Annotated in this window: 13 protein-coding genes, 2 pseudogenes and 1 riboswitch; all 15 genes and pseudogenes read left to right on the forward strand. The window is 52.4% G+C overall.

What is annotated here, in order from left to right; translation table 11 throughout:
• The first annotated feature begins 145 nt into the window (after nucleotides 1–145).
• The 15 genes and pseudogenes from H3M12_RS08920 (at nucleotide 146) to H3M12_RS08990 (ending at nucleotide 16,758) form a co-directional block, all read left to right on the forward strand.
• The gene (locus H3M12_RS08920) at nucleotides 146–1,264 is read left to right on the forward strand and encodes an ABC transporter ATP-binding protein (protein ID WP_129031479.1); all 1,119 of its coding nucleotides are present in this window, start codon (nucleotides 146–148) and stop codon (nucleotides 1,262–1,264) included.
• A pseudogene (locus H3M12_RS08925) lies at nucleotides 1,221–2,168 on the forward strand (carbohydrate ABC transporter permease). Before H3M12_RS08920 ends, H3M12_RS08925 begins: the two are co-directional and overlap by 44 nt.
• Nucleotides 2,168–2,989, forward strand: a complete 822-nt coding sequence (locus tag H3M12_RS08930; protein ID WP_129031477.1) for a carbohydrate ABC transporter permease — start codon at nucleotides 2,168–2,170, stop codon at nucleotides 2,987–2,989. The pseudogene H3M12_RS08925 and the gene H3M12_RS08930 overlap by 1 nt, the downstream one beginning before the upstream one ends.
• Nucleotides 2,989–4,353 (forward strand): annotated as a pseudogene (locus H3M12_RS08935) (ABC transporter substrate-binding protein). The gene H3M12_RS08930 and the pseudogene H3M12_RS08935 overlap by 1 nt, the downstream one beginning before the upstream one ends.
• A gap of 53 nt (nucleotides 4,354–4,406) precedes the next feature.
• The gene (locus tag H3M12_RS08940) at nucleotides 4,407–5,105 is read left to right on the forward strand and encodes a glycerophosphodiester phosphodiesterase family protein (protein WP_129031475.1); all 699 of its coding nucleotides are present in this window, start codon (nucleotides 4,407–4,409) and stop codon (nucleotides 5,103–5,105) included.
• 104 nt (nucleotides 5,106–5,209) lie between these two features.
• Nucleotides 5,210–8,545, forward strand: a complete 3,336-nt coding sequence (gene dnaE, locus H3M12_RS08945; RefSeq protein ID WP_129031474.1) for a DNA polymerase III subunit alpha — start codon at nucleotides 5,210–5,212, stop codon at nucleotides 8,543–8,545.
• A gap of 93 nt (nucleotides 8,546–8,638) precedes the next feature.
• The gene (locus H3M12_RS08950; RefSeq protein WP_129031473.1) at nucleotides 8,639–9,370 is read left to right on the forward strand and encodes a transaldolase; all 732 of its coding nucleotides are present in this window, start codon (nucleotides 8,639–8,641) and stop codon (nucleotides 9,368–9,370) included.
• Between the two features lie 247 nt (nucleotides 9,371–9,617).
• Nucleotides 9,618–11,375 (forward strand): pyruvate kinase, encoded by a 1,758-nt coding sequence (gene pyk / locus H3M12_RS08955; RefSeq protein WP_129031472.1) that lies wholly within the window; start codon nucleotides 9,618–9,620, stop codon nucleotides 11,373–11,375.
• A 254-nt stretch (nucleotides 11,376–11,629) separates the two neighbouring features.
• Nucleotides 11,630–12,523 (forward strand): CvfB family protein, encoded by an 894-nt coding sequence (locus H3M12_RS08960; protein ID WP_129031471.1) that lies wholly within the window; start codon nucleotides 11,630–11,632, stop codon nucleotides 12,521–12,523.
• Between the two features lie 31 nt (nucleotides 12,524–12,554).
• Complete coding sequence (gene xerD / locus H3M12_RS08965) at nucleotides 12,555–13,436, forward strand: site-specific tyrosine recombinase XerD (RefSeq protein WP_129031583.1); 882 nt, start codon at nucleotides 12,555–12,557, stop codon at nucleotides 13,434–13,436.
• A gap of 22 nt (nucleotides 13,437–13,458) precedes the next feature.
• On the forward strand, nucleotides 13,459–13,854 hold the full coding sequence (locus H3M12_RS08970; protein WP_129031470.1) for an N-acetyltransferase: 396 nt from the start codon (nucleotides 13,459–13,461) through the stop codon (nucleotides 13,852–13,854).
• A complete protein-coding gene (locus H3M12_RS08975; RefSeq protein WP_129031469.1) occupies nucleotides 13,808–14,593 on the forward strand; it encodes a segregation and condensation protein A in 786 nt (261 codons plus the stop codon). Before H3M12_RS08970 ends, H3M12_RS08975 begins: the two co-directional genes overlap by 47 nt.
• On the forward strand, nucleotides 14,571–15,188 hold the full coding sequence (scpB, locus tag H3M12_RS08980) for an SMC-Scp complex subunit ScpB (protein WP_129031468.1): 618 nt from the start codon (nucleotides 14,571–14,573) through the stop codon (nucleotides 15,186–15,188). Before H3M12_RS08975 ends, scpB begins: the two co-directional genes overlap by 23 nt.
• Nucleotides 15,164–15,889, forward strand: coding sequence for a pseudouridine synthase (locus H3M12_RS08985; RefSeq protein ID WP_129031467.1), 726 nt, complete (start codon nucleotides 15,164–15,166; stop codon nucleotides 15,887–15,889). The genes scpB and H3M12_RS08985 overlap by 25 nt, the downstream gene beginning before the upstream one ends.
• A 62-nt stretch (nucleotides 15,890–15,951) precedes the next feature.
• A riboswitch (FMN riboswitch) is annotated at nucleotides 15,952–16,072 on the forward strand.
• A gap of 107 nt (nucleotides 16,073–16,179) precedes the next feature.
• Nucleotides 16,180–16,758 carry an ECF transporter S component gene (locus H3M12_RS08990; RefSeq protein ID WP_129031466.1) on the forward strand — a complete coding sequence of 193 codons (579 nt, stop codon included), beginning with the start codon at nucleotides 16,180–16,182 and terminating at the stop codon, nucleotides 16,756–16,758.
• Nucleotides 16,759–16,825 lie beyond the last annotated feature (67 nt).

A 16,825-nucleotide genomic window follows, 5' to 3' on the forward strand; every position in this document is an offset into this window, starting at 1 on the left:
GGGCTTTTTTTAATGGATTGTTCACTGAGCTTACCGTTGCCGGTGGTTGGTTGCGGGGATAATACAAACCATTTACACGGAACATACGGGTCCTTTACATGCTTTCCTTACACTGAGACTAGTTTTTAATAAGGGAAGTGGCAAGATGTCAATTAAATTGGATGGCCTCAGTAAGGCATATCACGCTGAGGATTGGGTTTTACGCGACGTTCAAGCGGAAATCGAAAGTGGTGAGTTCTTCGCTATCGTCGGCCCGTCAGGATGTGGGAAAAGTACGTTATTACGTATGATTGCTGGGTTGATTCCCATTTCGGCAGGCGAGTTGACCATCGATGGTCAAGTCGCAACGAATCTGCCGCCCAAGGATCGTAAGCTCACGATGGTGTTTCAAAGTTACGCGCTCTTTCCGTTTCTATCGGTCACAGATAACGTTGGGTTTGGACTGAAAGCTCGTAAGTTCCCAGCAGCTGAAGTGGCTGACCGCGTCAATCGAGCCTTGGAACTGGTCAACCTCACCGAATTCAAGGATCGTAAGCCCCGCGACCTTTCCGGTGGGCAACGGCAACGGTTCGCACTGGCCCGTGCGGTGGCCAGTGACGCCAAGATTTGTTTGATGGACGAACCGCTCTCGAACCTTGACGCCCAGTTGCGGGTCAAGATGCGTACCGAATTGCGGAACCTCCAGCAAAAATTAGGCTTGACCGTGATCTACGTGACGCATGATCAGGTGGAAGCCATGACTATGGCTGACCACATCATGGTGCTACACGACCGCCACGTGCAACAGATTGGGACGCCCCTCGAAATCTATAGCCAGCCAGTCAACACGTTCGTGGCTAGTTTCTTCGGGGCTCCCCGGATGAACCTCTTGCCGGCACGGGTGAGTGGCGATGAAGAACTGACTTTGGCCCAGACGTTGAAGTTGCCTCTACCCCGCCCCTTAGCGGTAGCTGATTACACAGTTGGGATTCGGCCCAACGCCTTGACCATTCTGCCGCGGGACACCGCGACACCTAACGTGCAAGTCCAGACGGTAGAGTACCTGGGCGCTAACATGCTACTAGAAACGCAACTGGCCGACGGGACGGCCTTGGAATTAGTGGGGGACCCCGCCATGGCTTATCGTCCCGGAGAACAACTAGCGGTCAAGATCACCGGGACGGTTTATGTGTTTGATGCACAAGGCCAGGCCCAATTCATTTTGAAAGAAGGTATGACCAATGGAAGCCGGACACAGCGTTCCCAAGTCGCAGCCAACCGTTAAGTCCTTTGCCAAAACAGCAGCCAAGGGCTTTAACGTCCACGTCAATGATAAGTATTATGCCGCCGCTTTTTTAGGACCATCGCTCCTGATTTTAGGCGTGTTTGTCTTTTACCCGATGGTACGGACGCTCTATTTGAGCTTGTTTTTAACCAATAATGTGGGGCGACCGACTGTCTTTGTGGGCTTAAAAAATTACGTGAGCTTGTTGACCTCGGCGGCTTACCGAGCCAGTCTTACGGCAACGGGGTTCTACGTGGTCGGGGTCGTCGTTTTGACCCTCGCGCTAGGTATCTTGCTGGCGCAAGCGACCGTTCAAAAGCTGGCCGGGATTCAGTGGTTCCGGACCATCTTTTCGGCGACGATGGGGGTCTCGGTCTCGGTCGCAGCCATTTTCTGGCTGTTCATCTTTAGTCCTTCGGTCGGGTTATTGGACCAGATTGCCGCCTTCTTCCATTTACCGGTGATCAATTGGTTGACCGATCCCGGCTGGGCGATGGTCGCCATCATCGTTTCGACGGTCTGGATGAACCTCGGTTTCACCTTCTTGATTCTCTTTGGGGCCCTCCAGATGGTGCCCCCGACGTTGTACGAAGCAGCAGATATTGAAGGGGCGTCTAAGAGGTACCAATTCTGGCACGTGACGTTGCCGATGATTTCACCTACGCTGTTCTTTACCGCAACGGTCACGTTGATCGGGGCGTTCAAGAGTTTCGGGCTGATTGATCTGATGACCGCCGGGGGGCCGAACAATGCGACGAACCTGATGGTCTACTAAGTTTATAAGGATGCCTTTTTGACCGGGAACTATGGCATGGCTAGTGCCGAGTCGATCATTTTGGCTCTGGTCATTGCCTTGTTCACGTTACTGCAATTCAAATTCCTCGAAAAGCGGGTGACTTACTAATGATGAGTCTGACCAAAACGCACAAATCCCTTCGGTATCTAGGCTTGGGACTCCTGGCTCTGTTAATCTTAGGACCATTTATTCTTGGTTTCTGGACCAGTTTGATGCCCACGGCTGATATTGCCAAGGGGATTCTAATCAGTTCCCACCTTTCGCTGGCCAATTACGTCGATGCGGTGCAACAGACAGCCATTCTGCGGTATCTGGTCAACAGCCTGGTGATTTCGACGCTGACCATGTTGGCGCAGGTCTTATTCTGTTCACTGGGGGCTTACACGTTCGTCTTTCTTAAATTCAAAGGTCGAGATTTCCTATTCTACGTCATTTTAGCGACCATGATGCTCCCATTTGAAGCTGAGGTGATTCCAAACTTCGCTACGGTTCGGTTCTTGAACCTGTTGAACCATTACGCGGTCATGGTGATTCCGTTTCTGACCTCGGCCTTTGGCATTTTCATGTTGCGCCAGGCATTTCGCCAGATTCCCGGGGAACTCAAGGAAGCCGCCGATATCGAGGGCCTGAATCACTGGCAATTCTATTGGCGCGTGGCGTTACCTTACGCCCGCATTAGCATCTTCACGCTGGCGGCTTACAGTTTTCTGGAAAGCTGGAACCAATACCTCTGGCCGATGTTGACCACGTTTAGCGATAAGTTTCGTCCCGTGCAAGACGGTTTGCGGCAACTGCAGTCCCAAGAAACCTTCAACAATTGGGGGATGATCCAAGCCAGTGCCGTGATCGTAGTGATCCCAACGTTATTAGTTCTGTTCGTTGGGCAGCACTACTTCAAGAACGGGTTGAACGAGGGGGCCACGAAATAATGCGACGGATACGTAACTGGGAACGCTGGGGATTAGCTGGCCTGTGTCTGATTATTGTGGCTGCTATTGGCTTAGGGTGGGCCACGCATCAGCGGGCGACCACGGCTCAGGCCAATACCCGGACGAAAGTGGTTTTTTGGCACGAAATGACCGGTCCTGCCCAGCAATAATTATTGACGTTGGTCAAAAATTTTAACCACTCACAAACAAAGTATGAAGTCGTTCCCGAATTTGAAGGGAACTATAATGAGGCGGTCCAGAAGATCATCGATACTCACGGGACTGATGCCTCACCGGCGGTCTTCCAATCGATGGATATCTCGACTAGCCAGTTGCACCACACGGGGTACACCACGCCGGTCCAAAAGTTTATCGACGAGGACCATTATCCGGTCCAAAAGATTGCGTCGGGGGCCCGCGCCTTTTACGCCAATAAAGGAGTGCAACTCTCGATGCCGTTCAATACGTCACAACCGGTCCTGTACTATAACGCGACGTTACTGAAAAAGTACGGGATCACGCCACCGCCGGTCAACCCGTCGTATCAGGATATCACCCGGGTGGCGACTCAGTTAATGACCCGCTCGCATAAAAAGGTCCAGGGGATCACCGTGGAAATCTATGGCTGGCTGTTCGAACAGTTCCTGGCTAACTCGGGGGAGTCATTAGCTAACCGGGAAGACGGGCATGCTGGGACCCCAACGGCCGTTAACTTCACCGGACCGGCGGCAGTCCAGACTATGCAGTGGATCCAAACGAATTTGAAGCGCGGCAGCTTCGTGAACTACGGGGCCGGCGCCAACGCTGTTAATAACGAAACGGCGAGCTTCTTATCGGGCCGGTTGGGGATGTTTCTCCAAAGCTCGGCTACGATTGGGCAACTGACCAAGGGTAACCCGGACAAATTGGGCATCACTTATTACCCGCATCCGGATGGTCAAAAAGCCAACGGAGTCGCCATTGGGGGCGCCTCGCTGTGGATCTCTAACGACAAGACGACCCACGTTCAACGGGGGGCTTGGGACTTCATCAAGTACTTGCTGACGGCTAAGAATCAGGCGGCTTGGCAAGTTGCGACCGGGTACTTGGCGTTGAACAAGGATTCGCAAAAGGAACCGGAATTACAGGCACTTTATCAAAAGTTGCCGGCAACTAAAGTTCCAGGAGAACAATTGCGCGCCGCTACGCCGAACAATACCAACTCGGGTATCTTTTTACAGGGCTTGATTCAGGCCCGGACCCTGACCCAAACGGCCATGGAACAGATTTATCAGGGGAGTGACCCACAAAAAGCATTGGCTACCGCCCAGAAATCAATGAATAGTTACATCAGCAATAATAATCGGTCTAACGGCTATTCTTGAGTAAGTTAAGGTGGCGTTGATCAGTTAAAAGAAGGGTTATGAGGAGGAAAATTATGGCAATCCGCACGGCAATTTTTGGCCACCGGGGGTATCCAGCGCAATTCCCAGAGAATAGTTTAGCCGGGTTCGACTATGCGTTGGCCCACCACATCGATGGCTTGGAGTTTGATGTTCAACTGACGAAGGATCGAGTCCCCGTCATCATGCATGACGAAAAGCTCAACCGGACCACTGATGGCAAAGGGTTCATTAAGGATTACACCCTAGCGGAACTACGACAGTTTCACTTGGATCGTGGCGAAGTAATTCCCACGTTAGCGGAACTGCTAGCGTTAGTGGGCGACCAGGATGTGCAGCTCAACCTAGAGTTTAAGACCAACAAAGTTCGCTACCCAGGGATTGAGAAGATCGTTTTGGATATGCTAGATACCGTGACCCTTGCGCGGCCCGTGATTTTCTCGTCGTTTTACCTGCCATCCTTAAAGGCTTGCCAGTTGTTGGCACCCGACGAGGCTTGTTGCTGGTTGACTGGGAAACCGGTGGTGAACGCCAAGGCGTTTGTGACTAACGAACACCTCGAGGGATTACATTTAAAGCATTACCAAGCCGATATTCCGGTAACGGAACGAATTTGGACGGTCGATGAGCCTGCTGAAGCTTATGAGTTGTTTCAGCAACAAGTCGCTGGTATTTTCACGGATGATTTTATGACCATGACGCGGTTACGTGACCGGATGTTATTGGTCAAATAAGACTGTTACCCCTCAAGATAAAATTCAGAACACGCGTTCGTTTGCAGTTAAACGAGCGCGTTTTTCTGGTATAATAGAGCAAACTAGGAAGGGGAGAAAGCGACGTGTTTGTGCCATTACAAGTCTTCAGCACCTACAGTCTGTTACAAAGTACCAATCGAATCACCGAATTGGTGCAAACGGCGAAACAACGGGGCTACACGGCGTTAGCTCTGACTGATAAAAACGTCATGTACGGCACGGTAGCCTTTTATAACGCCTGCCAAACGGCTGGAATCCAACCGTTACTGGGGTTGACGTTGACCACGCAGGGACTGGTGGTCAACGGGGAAAGCGAACTCAACTGGGTCTTCATTGCCCGTGACTTCACGGGATACCAGCAGTTGATGCAGCTGACGACAGCCTATCAGGTCGGCGAAGCCCCCGTCGACTTAGCGCGACAATCAGCGAATTTGACCCATCTAGACGTAATCGCTCCGCTGGATAGCGAAGTTCACCAATTGTTGGTTGCGGGGGATGCTCCGGCAGCCGTTCAGGTGGTCCAACGCTTACAACAATGGGTCCCCGCAAAACACCTGTATTTGGGTGTCGCTGCAGATACCGCTTTGGTTCTCCAGGATGGGTTATCGGCGGTCGCTGAGCAAACGCAAACCACGTTGGTCGCGTTGAGTCCGGTGACTTATTTGAACCGCGAAGACGATTTCGCCGTAAACGTGCTTCGGGCGATTGCGGCGGGGGCCACGATTGATGACCCCCAAACCAAACAGCACGAATTAGGCGACCATTGGTTGATGCCGGCGGCGGACCAGACTAATCGGTATGCGGGTCAGCTAGCGGCAGCGGCGACGGCGACCGGGCAGTTGGCGGCCGATGTGCAGGTGACCTTGCACTTTCAACAGCCACAATTACCCCAGTTTCCAACGCCGCAACAGTTGAGTTCACAAGCCTACCTTCAACAACTTTGTGAGCGGGGACTAGCTGCGCGTTTGCAAGGCCACGCAACGGCAGACCGAGCCGCCTACCAAGAGCGGTTGACCCATGAATTGGGCGTGATCCACCGGATGGGCTTTGATGATTATTTTCTGATTGTCTGGGACGTCATGAACTTTGCGCACCGCGCTCATATCCAGACCGGTCCGGGCCGAGGCTCAGCGGCCGGGTCGTTAGTGGCGTATGCGCTGGCCATCACGGAAGTGGACCCACTGGCCTACCACCTGTTGTTTGAACGGTTCTTGAACGAGGAACGGGCCCAGATGCCTGATATTGATTTGGATATCCCGGATGATCGACGGCAGGAGGTCCTCCAGTACGTTCACGACAAGTACGGCCACGAACGAGTCGCCCAAATTATTACGTTCGGGACTCTGGCGGCCAAGGCAGCGTTACGCGACGTGGGTCGCGTCTTAGGCGTGAGTGCCTTTGAAATGAGTGATTGGAGTGCGGCGATTCCGAACCAGTTGCACATCACCTTGCAAGCTGCCTACCAACAATCGCAACGGTTGCGCAATCTGGTGGCCGATAGCGACCGCAATCGCTTGCTCTTTACTACGGCGCGACAATTGGAAGGCTTACCGCGAAATTACTCGACCCACGCGGCCGGTATCGTATTGAGCCAGGGACAACTGACGGATCTGGTGCCGCTCCAACCGGGGAGTGAAGGCTTGCTCATGACCCAGTATCCTAAGGACACCGTCGAAGCCGTGGGATTGTTGAAGATGGATTTCCTGGGACTACGAAATCTTAGTATCCTGGCGAACGCCCTGCGGTTAGTCCGCAAGCAAACGGGTCACGCACTATCCGTGAACGATATCGATCTCAACGATGCGGCGACACTCCAGCTATTTGCCCAAGGAGAGACTAACGGGGTCTTCCAATTTGAATCGGCCGGTATCAAGCGGGTCTTGCGCCAATTAAAACCCGATAGTTTTGAACTGGTCGCGGCCGTAAACGCGCTGTACCGGCCGGGGCCGATGGAAAATATCGGTACCTTCATTAACCGCAAACAGGGCAAGGAACCCGTGACCTATGCGGCCGATGCGTTGAAACCCATTTTAGGTCCCACCTATGGCGTCTTGGTTTACCAAGAGCAGGTTATGCAGGTAGCGTCAGCCATGGGGGGCTTTACACTGGGCCAAGCCGATTTATTGCGGCGGGCTATGAGTAAGAAGAAGCACCGGACCATGGATGCCATGCAAAAGCAATTCGTCCAGGGGGCCTTACAGAAGGGCTACTCAGAAGATGTGGCCCAACGCGTCTTCGCCTATATGGACCGGTTCGCCAACTACGGGTTCAACCGCTCCCACGCGGTGGCTTACAGTAAGCTGGCGTTTCAACTAGCCTATTTGAAGGCCCACTACCCGGGACCATTTTATGCGGCGTTGCTGAATTCGGTGATCAACGTCCCGGTAAAGACTAAGATGTACTTAACCGAAGCCAAACGCCACGGGGTGACCGTGTTACCGCCAGATATCAACCGCTCGACGGCTTACTTTAATTTGCAAGATCAGGCGATCATCTTTGGGTTGAGTTCGATCAAGGGCGTGCGACGCGATTTTTTGCGAGCGATTTTAGCCGAACGGCACGAGAATGGGCCGTTCAAGACCTTACATGACTTTTTGAACCGCACTGATCCTAAGTACCGCAAGGCCGACCTGTTGAACGCCATGGTCTATGCGGGGACCTTCGATCACTTTGGGTACAACCGGGCGGAACTGATTGCGGCGATTCCCGAATTTTTGAGCACGGTCGAACTTTCGGGCAACAACGTGGACCTGTTTGCGGCCTTAGCACCCAAGGTCCAACATCAACCCGATTTAGATTTGATGACCAAGCTTCAAAAGGAAGAAGCGGTCTTGGGCGCATATTTGTCCGGTCACCCGGTCGAGCAGTACCGGGACCTTAGGCGAAAGCTCCACGCAGTGCCAATCAGTGATTTGGCCAGTGTCCAGCGGGCCACCGTGGTGGTCTACGTCACGGGGATTCGCAAGATTCGCACCAAGCGAGGCGAGCCGATGGCGTTTCTCACCGGCAGCGACGAATCCGCTGATGTGAGCATCACGGTCTTTCCCAACCAATTTCGCCAAGCTAGCACCTGGTTAGCGACCGGTCAAGTCGTCGTGGTTACGGGCAAGGTGGAACGCAAACGCGGGCTGCAACTAGTGGCCAACCGTTTGTCCGCGGCTCCTCAGCCGGTGACGTTACCCGCGGGGGCTCGTTGGTTTATCCGCGTTGATGCCGATCACGATGACCGAAAAGTGGCGGCGCAATTGGCCCAGGTCTTGACCCAACATGCGGGAGATGTCCCGGTGATTGTGTATCAGCCGCAGACCGACCAGAAGCGAGTCCTGCCCCGGCAACAGTGGTTAACGGCTGATGCGGCCCTGACGGCATCGTTAGAACGATTGATGGGCGCCGGTAACGTCGTCTTTAAAAATGGATAGACCAATTTAAATAAAAATGCCTCTAGACTATTTATATTAGCTTTGATACGATTATACCAATAACTAATATCATTTAATTTGGAGGCTTTTTTCATGCAATTAAACGTGAAGCTATATTCGGATGGGGCGGAATTGACCGCCATGCAACAGGTCGCACAAACGGGGCGGGTGCAGGGATTTACCACGAATCCCAGCTTGATGAAGGCGGCGGGGATTACGGATTATTTGGCTTTTGCTCGGGCCGCCGTAGCTGCCTTTCCCGACCAATCGATCAGTTTCGAGGTCTTCTCCAGTGACCCGGATCAGATGGTAAAAGAGGCCCTGGTTTTGGCGGACTTAGGGAAGCACGTTGCGGTCAAGGTACCTATCATTCGCGCCACCGGTGTTGACAACACGGCGGTCATCCAACGATTATCGCAAGCTGGTGTAAAGGTCAACGTCACAGCTATCACGACACTTGAGCAAGTTAAATTGGCGGTTCAAGCGTTAAGTGAACGAACTGGGGGGATCGTCTCTGTCTTTGCGGGCCGAATCGCCGATACCGGAGTCGACCCGGTACCATTGATGCGGGCAGCTGCGAAATTATGCCACGCTAAGCCACGAATCGAGCTGTTATGGGCCAGCACTCGTGAAGTCTTTAACATCGTTCAAGCGGACCAAACGGGGTGCGATATCATCACGGTACCACCAAAAATTTTGGCCAAGTTACCGAAACTCGGCAAGAAAGCGCTTCAAGTTTCCCTCGACACGGTTAAGACCTTCGATGCCGACATCCGGGACCTGGGCTTCACGATTCCGACGCCGACGTCAACCACTAGTGAGTAATGGTGGGCTTATTTAAAGATAAGGAAAAACTGTAATTGGTTTGTCAAAATTCGATTGCGCGTCAACGGAAAACGCTTACTTTGAGAATTTGGCAACAAAGTCGCTGAAATTCAGCGAACATAGCAGACATAAATTTTTAAAAGTGCTAAAATACTTCTGGAATCAAATTTGTGCTGAAGATTTTGGTCTACCAAACTTTCTGTTTGGCGACCGAATTCGTGCCAATTCTAAAGGAGAGATTTTTCTAATGAAGAAAACCAAGATTGTAAGTACCCTTGGTCCTGCAAGTACTGACGTGGATACCATCGTTAAGTTGATCGAGGCCGGAGCTAACATTTTCCGGTTCAACTTCTCCCATGGTGATCACGAAGAACACCTTGGCCGTTTGGAAAACGTCCACAAGGCGGAAAAGATTACTGGTAAGACTGTCGGCATTATGCTGGACACGAAGGGTGCTGAAATCCGGACGACCGTTCAAAAGGGCGGCAAGCTCCAATTCAACACTGGCGACGAATTCCGTATTTCCATGGATGCTTCCTTAGAGGGAACGAAGGACAAGATTGCGGTCACTTACCCTGGCTTGTTCGATGACGTCCATGAAGGTGGCCACGTCTTATTCGACGATGGATTGTTAGACACGGTCGTTGAAAAGAAGGACGATGCTACTAAGGAATTGTTGGTTAAGGTTCAAAACGACGGTGTCTTAGGTTCCCGGAAGGGTGTCAACGCCCCTGGTGTTTCCATCAACTTACCTGGGATCACGGAAAAGGACTCCGACGATATTCGCTTTGGTTTGGACCACGAAATCAACTTCATCGCTGCTTCCTTCGTTCGGAAGCCACAAGATGTGATGGACATTCGTGAACTGCTCGAAGAAAAGCACATGGAACACGTTCAAATCTTCCCAAAGATCGAATCTCAAGAAGGTATCAACAACTTTGACGACATTATCAAGGTGTCCGATGGGTTAATGGTTGCTCGTGGGGACATGGGGGTTGAAATCCCAACGGAAAACGTCCCGTTGGTTCAAAAAGCCCTCATCAAGAAGTGCAACTTGTTAGGTAAGCCAGTTATCACGGCTACCCAAATGTTGGACTCCATGCAAGAAAACCCACGCCCAACGCGTGCCGAAGCTTCTGACGTGGCTAACGCCGTCTTTGATGGGACTGACGCTACCATGTTATCCGGTGAAAGTGCCAACGGGGAATACCCAGTTCAATCCGTTGCAACCATGAACCAAATCGACATCAAGGCTGAAAATGCTTTGGCTGACTTTGGTCGTGACAACTTGAGCTTTGACAACGGTGACGTCACCGAATCTATCGGGGCTTCCGTTGCTCGGGTTGCGCAACAATTGGGTGTTAAGACTATCGTGGCGGCAACCGAATCAGGTTACACGGCCAAGATGATCTCGAAGTACCGGCCAAACGCGAACATCTTAGCGGTCACTTTTGATGACCGGACTCGGCGTGGCTTAATGGTTAACTGGGGCGTTTACCCAATCGTGACCGAAAAGCCATCCAACACCGATGAAATGTTCGACTTAGCCGCAGCTAAGGCCGTTGAAACGGGCTTGGCTAAGGAAGGCGACTTAATCCTGATCACCGCTGGGGTTCCAGTTGGCGAACGAGGCACGACGAACTTGATGAAGATCCAATTGATTGGTTCCAAGCTCGTTCAAGGTCAAGGTGTCGGCGACGATACGGTCATCGGTAAGGCAGTGATTGCCAACTCTGCTGCTGAAGCCAACGCCAAGACCGTTGAAGGTGGTATCTTGATTGCCAAGAACACCGACAAGGACTACTTACCAGCTATCGAAAAGTCCAGCGCCGTTATCGTTGAAAACGGTGGGTTGACTTCTCACGCCGCAGTCGTTGGAATTTCCATGGGAATTCCAGTGATCGTGGGCGCTGCTGGGGCCAGTGATAAGATTTCTGATGGTGAATTGATTACGGTCGATTCTCGTCGGGGAATCGTTTACCACGGTGCTTCTAACGCACTTTAAGCGACATTAAATTAATGATTGAAACGGACTTGCCAATTGGTGAGTCCGTTTTTTTACGGGTCGACCGGGAGAAAAACGGCTTTTTTGCGTCGCGCCCCTCGCTAGTTGGGAGATTTCCGTGTAGAATACAAGTTAGCGACTTTGAGAACGAACGGCAGTGGCCGGTACTAGGTACTTGATTTATCCGGTACGGTCCACAAAATCGATCGATTGAGACCCGGATGGGGTCATTCCCATCCAGAAACGAGGAAATTATGGAAAACTTATTAGGCCGTATGATTACGGGAAGTGTGACCGACGAAAACGAAACGGACTATTTCGTTCAAGCGGAAGGCACCACTTTTCGGCTGGCCAAGCAAGAAATCAAAAAACCTTTGAGAGCGGGGGCCACGTTTAAGGGCTTCGCGTACGAAAGTGAAGATCATCATCTGACCATTACCCGGAACGCCCCGCAGGTCCAGGTGGACCACTATGGTTGGGGCACGGTAGTCCGGAGCCAGCGAACGCTCGGAGTATTTGTGGACATCGGCTTGCCCAACAAGGATATGGTCGTCTCGTTAGATGACCTGCCGAGCATGATGGAACTGTGGCCACAGCAAGGTGACAAGCTGTTGATCGCGTTGCGCGAAGACCACAAGCAACGCCTTTGGGGCGTACTGGCCGACATGGATATCTTCCATGCGATTGCACAACCGGGTAAGAAGCGGATGGAAAATGCCAACGTGACGGCGACCGTGGTCCAAAACAAACTCGTCGGGACCCGAGTCATGACCGACCACTACGAGTTGGGGTTCATTCACCCGGATGAACGGGACGTTGAACCGCATTTAGGGGCGGAAGTCCACGGGCGAATCATCGGCGTGCACGACGACGGGACGTTGAACTTATCCTTAAAGCCTAGAGCCTACGAAGCTATCGATGACGATGCCGCCATGTTGCTGGCGGCGTTGGAACATAGCGAAGCTGGCCATTTAGAGTTCAGCGACAAAAGTTCGCCGGCCGCAATTCGGGCCTACTTTGGCATTAGCAAGGGCCAGTTCAAGCGGGCCATCGGCCACCTCTTAAAGGACCGCAAGATCACCCAACACGACGGACAGCTTTGGTTGGTCACCGATCAAGCGACCGACGATTCGGCACCGCAGGCTTAAGTAAGGGGGCGGTCGGGTGCGACCATTTGAAATGGCGATTGCGGATTTCACCCATTATTTGACGGTCGAGCAGGGCTTGGCCCGAAATTCGGTGACCAGCTACGCCCAGGAATTACGCGAACTAGCGGCGTATTTACAGCACCGGCAGATAAACGATTTTAAGGCTTGCGACCGGTCCCAGTTGATGGCGTATTTGGCGACGCTCACCCAACAGGGAAAATCGCGGAATTCGGTGATTCACGCGGTCTCGGCCCTGCGAAAATATTACCGATACTTGATGGAGACTCATCAGCTCACAGAAAACCCGATGGCTAACGTGGCCGCCCCCAAGCACGCCGAACATTTACCGGCGGTCTTGACGGTCGCCGAGGTCACCCGGCTTTTAGCGACGCCCGACGTGACCACGAAATACGGGGTGCGCGACCGCGCAATGCTGGAGGTCCTGTACGCCACGGGTTTGCGGGTCAGCGAACTCGTGCATTTGAAGCTCAGTGATTTGCACCTGGAGATGGGCCTCTTGCAGACCCTAGGTAAGGGAGGCAAGGAGCGCATCGTCCCCATCGGCGACGTGGCTTGTGACTGGGTTACCCGGTATCTCAAGACCAGTCGCCTGGTTCTATTGAAGCGGCGGACCAGTCCATATTTGTTCTTGAACGCTCACGGCGGCGGCTTGACCCGCCAGGCCATTTGGCAAAAGATCAAGCATTACGTGGCGTTAGCGGATATCAAAAAAGACGTAACGCCCCACACCCTGCGCCACTCGTTTGCCACGCACATTTTGGAGAACGGGGCTGATTTGCGGGTCGTGCAGGAATTGTTGGGGCACGCCGATATCACCACGACACAGATTTACACGCACATTTCGAAGCAGCGCCTGGCGGCCGTCTATGACCGGTATCACCCCCGGGCCTAACGCGAAAATTGGAGGCGCACGGATGTTATTAAAGTATCGGAGTGACTATCAAAAAATTGCGATGGGAATTATGAGTTTGTTACCCGCATTTAAGGACTGGGACCGACTCCAACAGGAATTGACCTGGTACCAGGGCGGTGACGACCGCACGTTATATTTATGGAAAGACCAGTACGATGATTTTGCAGGGGTCGTGGGAACCGAACTGCAAGCCAATTACATCATCGTCCGGCTGGTCGGGCTGATGCCGGACAAACAATCGACCACCAATGAATGGCAAATGCTCGACCAACTCGCGACCGCGACCCCAAAACAGCGACTGATGGGGACCCTCGCGACATCACAGATTATTGCAAAGTGGGAATTTCAGCATGGACAAAACCACCTCGACCGGCCAGCCACTGATTCAAGTCAGTGACTTTGAAGGCCCATTAGATCTTTTATTACACCTGATTAAAACGAATAAAATGGATATTTACGATATCCGCATCACCACCATCACCAGTCAGTACTTGACTTATTTACACCAGTTACAGACGTTGCGGTTGGACGTTGCTGGGGAATACTTCGTGATGGCGGCTAATTTGATGGCTATTAAGGCCAAACTCTTACTGCCGAAGCCGCAGACCTTAGCCCCGGCGGATGATGACGATGAACCTGATGATCCGCGGGCCGAATTGGTGGCCCAACTAGTCGAGTATCAGCGTTACCAACGCGCCGCGGCCGTGTTAAAAAAACGCGCGCAAGCACGTCAACAACACTTCACCCGTCCAGCCATGCCGGTGCCGGCAGATACGCCGTTGACCGTGGCTCCCGGAGTAACGGTCAACGATCTGCAAGCGACGTTGATTCACTTAGCGCACCGAGCGACCGCGACTCGGCCGGTGACCCAGCACGTGGCATCGGAACATTTCACAATCAAGCACCAGATGCATACGGTCCTACAACGATTGCTGAGGACAACGCGACCGGTAGCTTTTGACCGGTTATTTGGGCCGGCACCAGTCTTAGACGAAGTCGTGACGACCTTTTTGGCGGTACTCGAATTAGCTCGTCAGCGGCAGGTCACGCTACGCCAAGCCAGTCGGTTAGTGCCACTGGAAGTTAGTGCACGTCAAGAAGGGGGCTTGGTCGATGACACCACTCGCACAGATTGAAAGCTTACTGTTCGTCAGCGGTGACGAGGGGATGACGGTTGCCGATTTGGCGACCGTGACCGGGCTATTACGCCCGGCCATTTTGGCGAATCTAGAGCGGTTGGCCGAAAAGTATACGGCCGATGAGAATTCGGCTTTGGAACTGATGGTCAATGACACCACGTATCGTTTGGTCACTAAGGCGGCGCTCAGCCCCGTGATTCAGCGCTACTTTGAAAGTCCACTGAGTACGGCTTTGTCCCCGGCGGCCTTAGAAGTTCTGGCCATCATTGCTTATCGGCAACCGATTACCCGAATCGAAGTTGATGAGATTCGGGGCGTACAGAGCACGTCGACGGTCCAAAAACTGGTTTTGCGCCGGCTGATCGAACCTGCTGGGCGGTTAAATGAACCAGGACGGCCCAAAATTTATCGGACCACCGATTACTTTTTAGATTACTTCGGCTTAAAACAGTTACAAGACTTACCCCCATTACCGGCTGCGGCGACCCCCGCTGAAGCCAACGGCGATGAAGGGGACTTGTTTTTACAGGCCTTTAACCAACAATTGAATTCAGGAGATGACAAGACATGGAACGACTCCAAAAAGTCTTAGCCCACGCGGGAGTAGCCTCCCGGCGGCAAGCGGAGAAACTGATTATGAGTGGCCACATCAAGGTCAACGGAGCCGTGGTGACCGAACTAGGGACCAAGGTGGGCGTGCACGATAAGATCTTAGTCGATAACGTCCCCATCACAACGGAAACACCGGTATACATGCTGTTGTATAAGCCCCGTGGGGTAATCTCGACGGCCCACGACGAGAAAAAGCGGCGGACGGTCGTGGACTTGATTGAAGACGTGCCCCAACGGATCTACCCGGTCGGCCGTCTGGATTACGACACGTCAGGCCTATTGCTTTTGACGAACGATGGGGAACTGGCGAATCGGTTGACCCACCCCCGTTACGAAGTCGAGAAAGTTTATGTGGCCCGGGTCACGGGGATTCCCAGTAACGACGCCATGCGCCAGTTGCGTCAAGGAATAACCGTGGACGACGATCACTATGCACCGGCAAAGTCCAAGGTCCTGAGCGCGGACAAAAAGAAACAGACGGCGATCGTGCAGCTCACGATTCATGAAGGGCGCAACCATCAGGTCAAAAAAATGCTGGAGGCCGTGGGGTATCCCGTTGAAAAACTAAAGCGCGAGCAGTACGGTTTCCTGACTCTCAAGGGTTTGCAGCCGGGAGAGTCCCGCCACTTAAAACCCGAAGAATTAAAGGAATTAAAACGCCTCACGGGCTTAACAAAGTAAGTGAAAGTCTTGACAAACTTTAAGAAAGTTTGTATATTAAGTGTGTAATTAAAATTAATTAGGTTCATCTTCAAGGCAGGGTGAAATTCCCGACCGGCGGTAAAAGTCCGCGACCCACAGCGATGTGGTTGATTCGGTGCAATTCCGAAGCCGACAGTAAAGTCTGGTATGCAGAAGATGAGACGTTGCTCTTTGCGCTTCCTGACGTAATCAACAAGGTCTTGCCCTTCTGCGGCGAGGCCTTTTTTGGTCCCGCCGTGTGTGAGATGACCGTAAGGAGGAACAGAGTTATGGAAAGTCGACAACAGGGAATTAGCGTTCGCGCGATGGTCGAGATGGCGTTGTTTGCAGGGGTGTCGTACGTCCTGATGTTTATTTCGTTACCGATTATCCCGATTGTGCCCTACATGAAGCTCGACTTCAGTGATTTGGTGGTATTACTTGGGATGAGTATTTTCGGCGCCGGGGGTGCGATTTTGATTGCAGCGGTTAAGGAACTGCTCTACTTCGTGTCAACGGGGCTAGACGTCATGAACTTCATTGGAATCTTCACGGCGTTTATTGCGGACATCGTGTACATCGTGCCGATCAGTGCCGTGTTGAAGCATAAGCCAGCGACGCTTTCCCGGCAGGTCTTAGCGGTTATTGCGGGGACTTTGAGTTTGACGATTGTGTTGTCGCTCGCTAACCTGTGGTTCATCACGCCGTTGTACTTAAAGGTTTGGGGCATGTCCTTGAGCTTGCCCGTTCCGAAGTTGGTCCTGTTTGGTATCGTGCCATTCAACCTGATCAAGGGGGCCGTCCTGGGCTTCCTGTTCATCTTGTTGCATAAGCGTCTCGGTAATTGGCTCGGTCAGCATCAAAATTAAAAATTTCATGTAAAGTTTTGTTGAAGGGGGTCGACCGTGTGGTTGGCCCCCTTTTGATTATGGTAAA

The organism is Levilactobacillus suantsaii (genome assembly GCF_014069315.1).
Taxonomy (GTDB): Bacteria; Bacillota; Bacilli; order Lactobacillales; family Lactobacillaceae; genus Levilactobacillus; species Levilactobacillus suantsaii.

Coding starts and splice junctions, on each gene's coding strand:
- H3M12_RS08950 (WP_129031473.1), top strand. CDS start 8,639: ATGCAATTAAACGTGAAGCTATATTCGGATGGGGCGGAATTGACCGCC.
- H3M12_RS08930 (WP_129031477.1), top strand. CDS start 2,168: ATGATGAGTCTGACCAAAACGCACAAATCCCTTCGGTATCTAGGCTTG.
- pyk (WP_129031472.1), top strand. CDS start 9,618: ATGAAGAAAACCAAGATTGTAAGTACCCTTGGTCCTGCAAGTACTGAC.
- H3M12_RS08985 (WP_129031467.1), top strand. CDS start 15,164: ATGGAACGACTCCAAAAAGTCTTAGCCCACGCGGGAGTAGCCTCCCGG.
- H3M12_RS08975 (WP_129031469.1), top strand. CDS start 13,808: ATGGACAAAACCACCTCGACCGGCCAGCCACTGATTCAAGTCAGTGAC.
- xerD (WP_129031583.1), top strand. CDS start 12,555: ATGGCGATTGCGGATTTCACCCATTATTTGACGGTCGAGCAGGGCTTG.
- H3M12_RS08990 (WP_129031466.1), top strand. CDS start 16,180: ATGGAAAGTCGACAACAGGGAATTAGCGTTCGCGCGATGGTCGAGATG.
- H3M12_RS08920 (WP_129031479.1), top strand. CDS start 146: ATGTCAATTAAATTGGATGGCCTCAGTAAGGCATATCACGCTGAGGAT.
- H3M12_RS08940 (WP_129031475.1), top strand. CDS start 4,407: ATGGCAATCCGCACGGCAATTTTTGGCCACCGGGGGTATCCAGCGCAA.
- H3M12_RS08970 (WP_129031470.1), top strand. CDS start 13,459: ATGTTATTAAAGTATCGGAGTGACTATCAAAAAATTGCGATGGGAATT.
- H3M12_RS08960 (WP_129031471.1), top strand. CDS start 11,630: ATGGAAAACTTATTAGGCCGTATGATTACGGGAAGTGTGACCGACGAA.
- scpB (WP_129031468.1), top strand. CDS start 14,571: ATGACACCACTCGCACAGATTGAAAGCTTACTGTTCGTCAGCGGTGAC.